Source organism: Acidovorax facilis (genome assembly GCF_023913775.1).
Taxonomy (GTDB): Bacteria; Pseudomonadota; Gammaproteobacteria; order Burkholderiales; family Burkholderiaceae_C; genus Acidovorax; species Acidovorax facilis.
Map to the genome: position 1 here is coordinate 21,706 of NZ_JAMXAX010000078.1, position 6,959 is coordinate 28,664.

Annotated in this window: 7 protein-coding genes; 4 read left to right on the forward strand and 3 right to left on the reverse strand. The window is 63.4% G+C overall.

The window, feature by feature from the left end; translation table 11 throughout:
- Positions 1–93: 93 nt before the first annotated feature.
- Positions 94–1,137: a rod shape-determining protein gene (locus tag NFX52_RS19330; RefSeq protein WP_005798130.1), complete on the reverse strand. Its 1,044-nt coding sequence runs from the start codon at positions 1,135–1,137 to the stop codon at positions 94–96.
- 206 nt (positions 1,138–1,343) lie between these two features.
- On the opposite strand from NFX52_RS19330, the gene gatC reads away from it, so the two are divergent.
- From gatC to gatB, 3 genes are read left to right on the forward strand one after another with little or no spacing between them, the layout of a single operon-like run.
- Complete coding sequence (gene gatC / locus NFX52_RS19335; protein WP_055394393.1) at positions 1,344–1,643, forward strand: Asp-tRNA(Asn)/Glu-tRNA(Gln) amidotransferase subunit GatC; 300 nt, start codon at positions 1,344–1,346, stop codon at positions 1,641–1,643.
- Between the two features lie 12 nt (positions 1,644–1,655).
- Positions 1,656–3,149, forward strand: a complete 1,494-nt coding sequence (gene gatA, locus NFX52_RS19340; protein WP_176887921.1) for an Asp-tRNA(Asn)/Glu-tRNA(Gln) amidotransferase subunit GatA — start codon at positions 1,656–1,658, stop codon at positions 3,147–3,149.
- Between the two features lies 1 nt (position 3,150).
- Entirely contained in the window at positions 3,151–4,599 is a 1,449-nt protein-coding gene (gene gatB, locus NFX52_RS19345; RefSeq protein ID WP_055394397.1) for an Asp-tRNA(Asn)/Glu-tRNA(Gln) amidotransferase subunit GatB, read from the forward strand.
- A gap of 124 nt (positions 4,600–4,723) precedes the next feature.
- Here the strand turns inward: gatB and NFX52_RS19350 are convergent, their stop codons facing one another.
- Together NFX52_RS19350 and pyrE are read right to left on the reverse strand one after the other, a co-directional pair.
- Entirely contained in the window at positions 4,724–5,434 is a 711-nt protein-coding gene (locus tag NFX52_RS19350) for a DUF4124 domain-containing protein (protein WP_121507849.1), read from the reverse strand.
- A gap of 5 nt (positions 5,435–5,439) precedes the next feature.
- Entirely contained in the window at positions 5,440–6,138 is a 699-nt protein-coding gene (pyrE, locus tag NFX52_RS19355) for an orotate phosphoribosyltransferase (protein ID WP_055394401.1), read from the reverse strand.
- A gap of 10 nt (positions 6,139–6,148) precedes the next feature.
- On the opposite strand from pyrE, the gene NFX52_RS19360 reads away from it, so the two are divergent.
- Positions 6,149–6,952 carry an exodeoxyribonuclease III gene (locus NFX52_RS19360; RefSeq protein WP_055394411.1) on the forward strand — a complete coding sequence of 268 codons (804 nt, stop codon included), beginning with the start codon at positions 6,149–6,151 and terminating at the stop codon, positions 6,950–6,952.
- The last annotated feature ends 7 nt before the right edge of the window (positions 6,953–6,959 follow it).

The following is a 6,959-nucleotide window of genomic DNA, read 5'->3' on the forward strand; positions in this document are numbered from 1 at the left end:
TCCACGGGCGGGTGCTCAGAAACAAGCATTGGAGCAGGTGCAGTCATGCAATTCAGAGCGAAAAAAGTGCCTGCAGCATACAGGCCCGCTGGCTTACTCGCTCGTGAAAATGCTGCCCAGGCGGTCCATACGCTCCAGGGCGATGCCGCAGCCGCGCACCACGCAGGTCAGCGGGTCTTCGGCCACCAGCACGGGCAGGCCGGTTTCCTCGGCCAGCAGGCGGTCCAGGTCGCGCAGCAGCGCGCCGCCGCCGGTCAGCATCATGCCCCGGTCGGCAATGTCGGCGCCCAGCTCAGGGGGGGTTTGTTCCAGCGCGTTCTTCACGGCCGAGACGATCTGGTTGAGCGGGTCGGTCAGGGCTTCCAGCACTTCGTTGGACGAAATGGTGAAGCTGCGTGGCACGCCCTCGCTGAGGTTGCGGCCCTTGACTTCCATCTCACGCACTTCGGAGCCCGGGAAAGCCGAGCCGATGTTCTTCTTGATGGCTTCGGCCGTGGGCTCGCCGATCAACATGCCGTAGTTGCGGCGGATGTAGCTGATGATGGCCTCGTCAAACTTGTCGCCGCCCACACGGACGCTGCCCTTGTAGACCATGCCGCCCAGCGAGATCACGCCCACTTCGGTGGTGCCGCCACCGATGTCCACGACCATGGAGCCCGAGGCTTCCGAGACGGGCAGACCAGCGCCGATGCCAGCAGCCATGGGTTCTTCGATCAGGTACACCGCTGTGGCGCCCGCAGCCTCGGCCGCGTCCTTGATGGCGCGGCGCTCGACCTGGGTGGAGCCGCAGGGCACACAGATGATGATGCGCGGGCTGGGGGTGAACAGCGTGCGCGGGTGCACCATCTTGATGAACTGCTTGATCATCTGCTCGGTGATCACGAAGTCGGCAATCACGCCATCCTTCATGGGCCGGATGGCTTCGATGTTGCCGGGCACCTTACCCAACATGGCCTTGGCTTCACGACCTACGGCCTGGATGACTTTCTTGCCGTGGGGGCCACCTTCATGGCGGATGGCGACGACGGAAGGTTCATCAAGAACGATACCTTTGTCGCGGGCGAAGATGAGGGTGTTGGCTGTGCCAAGGTCAATGGCAAGGTCGGTGGAGAAGTACCGACGGAAAGCTCCGAACATTCAAAAGTCCTCTCGGGCACGGCATGCGCGTCGGCCTGCCATCGCCAGGTATTTCAGGGGTGTTTATTGGCTTTTTTCACGCAATTGACTCCCATTCCGGGAGCTTTGCGGCAAAGCCGGGATAATACCCCATCCCCTGTGAATAACTCCCTCCGGCGCAGCCCGGATCACAGCTTTACTTCTGGTTTCTCTAGATTCTCCTCCCTATGGCACTGACCCCCCAGGACATCGGCCGCATTGCCAACTTGGCGCGGCTTGAGCTGACACCCTCCGAAAGTGAGCGCATGCTCACGCAGCTCAATGGTTTCTTTGACATCGTGGAACAGATGCGGGCTGTGGATACCTCGGGCGTCACGCCCCTGGCCCACCCCGTGGCCGCCATCCAGGACGTGCAGCTGCGCCTGCGCGAAGACCTGGCCAGCGAGCCCAACCAGCGCGAAGCCAACCAGCAAAGCGCCCCCGCTGTCGAACGAGGCCTGTTCCTCGTGCCCAAAGTGATTGAGTAAGAGCCCCGCCGCATGACTTCCACCGCATTGCATGACCTGGGCGTGGCCCAGCTGGCCACCGAGCTGCGCGAGCGCCGCGTCTCGGCCGTCGAGGCCGCCCAGCATTTCCTCGCCCGCGCACAGGCCCACCAGAACCTGGGCGCCTACGTGGCCGTGAACCCGGACATCACTCTGGCCCAGGCCCGCGCGCAAGACGCAGCCATCGCCGCAGGCACCGCCGGCCCGCTGGCGGGCGTGCCGATTGCGCACAAGGACATCTTTGTCACCAAGGATTTCCCCAGCACCGCCGGCTCCAAGATGCTCGCGGGCTACCAGTCGCCCTTTGACGCCACCGTGGTCACCAAGCTGGCCGACGCGGGGGCCGTGACACTGGGCAAGCTCAACTGTGACGAGTTCGCCATGGGCTCGGCCAACGAGAACTCCGCCGTCGCCCCCGTGGGCTTTGACGCCCCCGCCCCCGTGCGCAACCCTTGGGCCACCGACCGCATCCCGGGTGGCTCGTCCGGCGGCAGCGCCGTGGCCGTGGCCGCGCGCCTGGCCCCGGCCGTCACCGGCACCGACACTGGCGGCTCCATCCGCCAACCCGCCTCGTTCTGCGGCATCACCGGCATCAAGCCTACCTACGGGCGCGCCAGCCGCTACGGCATGATCGCGTTTGCCTCCAGCCTCGACCAGGCTGGCCCCATGGCCCGCTCGGCCGAAGACTGCGCGCTGCTGCTGTCCGCCATGTGCGGCCCGGACCCGGACCGCGACTCCACGTCGCTCGATGTGCCTGCCGAAAACTTCAGCGCCAAGCTCAACGACAGCATCGATGGCCTGCGCATCGGCATCCCCGCCGAGTTCTTTGGCGAAGGCCTGGCGCCCGATGTGCGCGCCGCCGTAGATGGTGCCCTGAAGGAATACGAGAAGCTCGGCGCCAAGCTCGTGCCCATCAGCCTGCCGCGCACGCAGCTGTCCATCCCGGTCTACTACATCATTGCCCCGGCCGAGGCGTCGTCCAACCTCTCTCGCTTTGACGGCGTGAAGTTCGGCCACCGCGCCAAGGACTACACCGATCTGGTGGACATGTACAAGAAGACCCGCGCCGAAGGTTTTGGCGACGAGGTCAAGCGCCGCATCATGATCGGCGCCTATGTGCTCTCGCACGGCTACTACGACGCCTACTACCTGCAGGCACAGAAGATCCGCCGCATGATCGCCGACGACTTCCAGAACGCGTTCAAGGAATGCGATGTCATCGCCGGCCCCGTGGCCCCCACGGTGGCCTGGAAGCTGGGCGACCACGGCAACGACCCGCTGGCCGACTACCTGGCCGACATCTTCACCCTGCCCGGCTCGCTGGCTGGCCTGCCCGGCATGAGCGTGCCCGCCGGTTTTGGCGAGGGCGGTTTGCCCGTGGGCCTGCAACTGCTGGGCAACTACTTCCAGGAAGCCCGCCTTCTGAACGCTGCGCACCGCCTGCAGCAAGCCACCGACTTCCACCTCCGCCGTCCGGAGGGCTTCTGACATGACCGCCAAACTGATCCATGGCTACGAAGTTGTCATCGGCTTCGAAACCCACACCCAGCTCGCAACCCAGAGCAAGATCTTCAGCCGTGCTCCCACCGCCTTTGGCGCCGAGCCCAACACGCAAGCTTGCGCAGTGGACCTGGCCTTGCCCGGCACCTTGCCGGTGATGAACCGCGAAGCCGTGGCCTGCGCTATCAAATTGGGACTGGCCCTCGGCTCCCACATTGCGCCCGTGAGCATTTTCGCGCGCAAGAACTACTTCTACCCTGATCTCCCCAAGGGCTACCAGATCAGCCAGTTCGAGATCCCAGTGGTGCAGGGCGGCGAGGTCGAGTTCTTTCTGGGTGACGAGAAAAAGACCGTGCGCCTGGTGCGTGCCCACCTCGAAGAAGACGCCGGCAAATCGCTGCACGAAGACTTCATCGGCCAGAGTGGTATCGACCTGAACCGCGCGGGCACGCCGCTGCTGGAGATCGTGACCGAGCCCGACATGCGCTCGTCCGAAGAGGCCGTGGCGTATGCCAAGGAGCTGCACAAGATCGTCACCTGGATCGGCATCTGCGACGGCAACATGCAGGAAGGCAGCTTCCGCTGCGACGCCAACGTGTCGGTGCGCAAGCCCGGCGCCGAATTGGGCACACGACGCGAGATCAAGAACCTGAACTCGTTCAAGTTCATGCAGCAGGCCATCGACTACGAGATCCGCTGGCAGATCGAGCAGATCGAGGACGGCCACGCGATCCAGCAGGCCACCGTGCTGTTCGACCCGGACACGGGCGAAACGCGCGCGATGCGGACCAAGGAAGATGCGGCGGACTACCGCTACTTCCCAGACCCCGACCTGCCTCCACTACACATTTCAGAGCAGTGGGTGCAGGAAGAACAGGCGCAAATGGCCGAATTGCCTCGTACCATGGCCGCACGTTTTGTGGCGGACTATGGCCTGCCCGAGTACGACGCCACCACGCTCACGCAGAGCAAAGCCATGGCGGCGTACTTCGAAGCAGTGGCCAAAGCCTGCAGCCAGCCCAAGCTGGCCAGCAACTGGATCATGGGAGAGGTGTCGCGCCGCCTGAACATGGCGGAGACCGGTATCGAGCAGGCCCCTGTCACGGCAACTCAGCTGGCCGCATTGATCGGCCGCATTGCCGACGGCACGATCTCCAACAACGCCGCCAAGCAGGTGTTTGACGCGCTGTGGACCGGAGAGTCCAACGACGTGGATGCCGTCATCGAATCCAAGGGACTCAAGCAGATGAACGACTCCGGCGCGCTGGAGAAGATCATCGACGAAGTGATTGCCGCCAACCCCGACAACGTGGCCCAGTTCCGCGCGGGCAAGGACAAGGCGTTTAATGCACTGGTCGGCCAAGCGATGAAGGCCAGCAAGGGCAAGGCCAACCCGCAGCAAGTCAACGACCTGCTGCGCGCCAAACTGGCGGGCTGAAGGCAAGGCTGTTGAAGCTGCCGCAAAGACAAAGGGGCCGAAAGGCCCCTTTGTTCTTTTTGCTGTCCATCCGAGGCAGCGATGCGGCGAGTTCTTTGGCCCGCTGCTACCCTACCCTGGCGGGTTATCGACTGCCGCCCGCAGGCACCGCGCTGGCAGCGGGCGCCGCAACAGCAGACGCTGCGGAGGGAGGCACACGCTGCGCATCCCACAGCTTTCGCAACTGCGCCAGCTCGGTGTCAAACCGCGCATGCACACGGCGCTTTTCCTGATCTTGCCCCGCGATGAAGCGCTGCTGCTCGGCCAGGCTGTCGTCAATCTCAGCGATCTTGCGGCGCAGCGTCATGGGGGCCTTATTGGGGTCCTTCTTGTAGAACTCCATCTCCACATCGAGCTTCTTGCGCTCCGCCTTCAGCTCCAGTGTTCGCTTTTCTGCGGTGGCCGTCACGTCATCCACCATCTGGATGGCCGCAGCGCGCTCCACATCGTGGGCAGCCTTGTCGGGGTAGCGGGCCACCAGCACGCGTTCGCGGCGGCGCTCTTCCACCACACGGGCGCGCTCTTCGGCATCCTTGCGGTTCTGGGCGTCCTGGGCTGCGCGCTCCAGCTCGGTGAGCGAGGGGCCAATCTGGCGGCGCGTTATGCCCGAAGGGCTGAGTTCGCGCTGCTCGCGGTCCAGGCATTCCGGGATGGGCCGGTCGGCCGTCAGCCGACGGCCGTTGCGGTCCACGCACGTGTAGATACCGCCCGTCGCACCCTGGGACTGTGCCGAGGCCAGCTCTGCGCCCAGGGTGAGCAGCATCACCCCGCCCATGATCCACGCCGACTTGCTCAAATGGTCTACCCTTCGTTAACACCGTACCGCTGGCGATAGGCCAGCACTTTTTCGTGATGCGAGCGCATCCCCTCTTCCCCGTTTTGGGAGAGATACAGCAATAAGTCTGCCAACCGGGCAATGGCACACACCTGCATGCCCAGTTGCTCGCGCACGTACTGCACGGCGCTGTGGTCCACGTCCTGGCCATTCTCCGTGGCTTTTTCCTGGCGGTCCAGCGCAATTGCAACCGCATGCGGCGTGGCACCCGCAGCGCGGATGATGGCGATGGACTCGCGGGCGGCGGTGCCAGCCGACATCACGTCGTCCACGATCAGCACACGGCCTTTGAGGGGTGCCCCCACCAGCGTGCCGCCCTCACCATGGTCCTTGGCCTCCTTGCGGTTGTAGGCAAAAGGCACGTTACGGCCCAGGCGCGCCAGCTCCACGGCCACGGTAGCGGCCAGCGGAATGCCCTTGTAGGCAGGGCCGAACACCATGTCGAATTCGATGCCGCTGGCCAGCAGGGCTTTTGCATAGAATTCCGCGAGCCGCCCGATCTTGCGGCCATCGTCGAACAGCCCTGCGTTGAAGAAATACGGGCTCAGGCGCCCCGCCTTGGTCTTGAATTCGCCAAACCGCAACACGCCCGATTCGACGGCAAAACGTACAAAATCCTGCGCCAGCTGGCCCTGTTCAGAGGTTTGCGCGCCAACATCCACCATGGGGAATTCCTTGTTCAAGTTAACCAGCCTCAATCTCAATGGCATCCGCTCGGCCACCAGCAAAGGCGTGGAAAGCTGGATGGCAGCCACGCGGCCGGATTGTATTTGTGTGCAGGAAGTGAAGGCCCAGGCTGCCGACATGGCCAACCGGTTCGAGCGCATGGCGGGCCTGCAGGGCCACTTCCACTATGCCCAAAAAAAGGGCTATTCCGGCGTGGGCATCTATACCCGGCACGAACCCTCTGATGTAGTCATTGGCTATGGGTCAGCGGAATTCGATACAGAAGGCCGATATGTGGAGCTGCGTTTTGACACACCGGCCCGCAAGCTGTCGATCATCAGCGCTTACTTTCCGAGTGGTTCCTCGGGCGAAGAACGCCAGCAGGCGAAGTTCCGGTTCCTGGCCGAGATCCATCCCCACCTGATGAAAGTCAAGCGCGAACGTGACTTCATTCTGTGCGGCGACATCAACATTGCGCACCAGCAAATCGACCTCAAAAACTGGCGCAGCAACCAGAAAAACAGTGGTTTTTTACCCGAAGAACGGGCCTGGATGACAAAACTGTTGCACACAACTGATGAGGGCGGCGGCATCATAGACGTTTACCGTCAGTTACAACCTACCGCCACAGACACCGCCTACACATGGTGGAGCAACCGGGGGCAGGCGTATGCCAACAACGTGGGTTGGCGGCTGGACTACCACCTGGCCACCCCCGCGCTCGCGGCGCTGGCACGTGCTGAATCCATCTACAAAGGTGAAAAGTTCTCAGACCACGCTCCCATCACGGTGGACTATGACTTCAGCCTTTGACGATGCC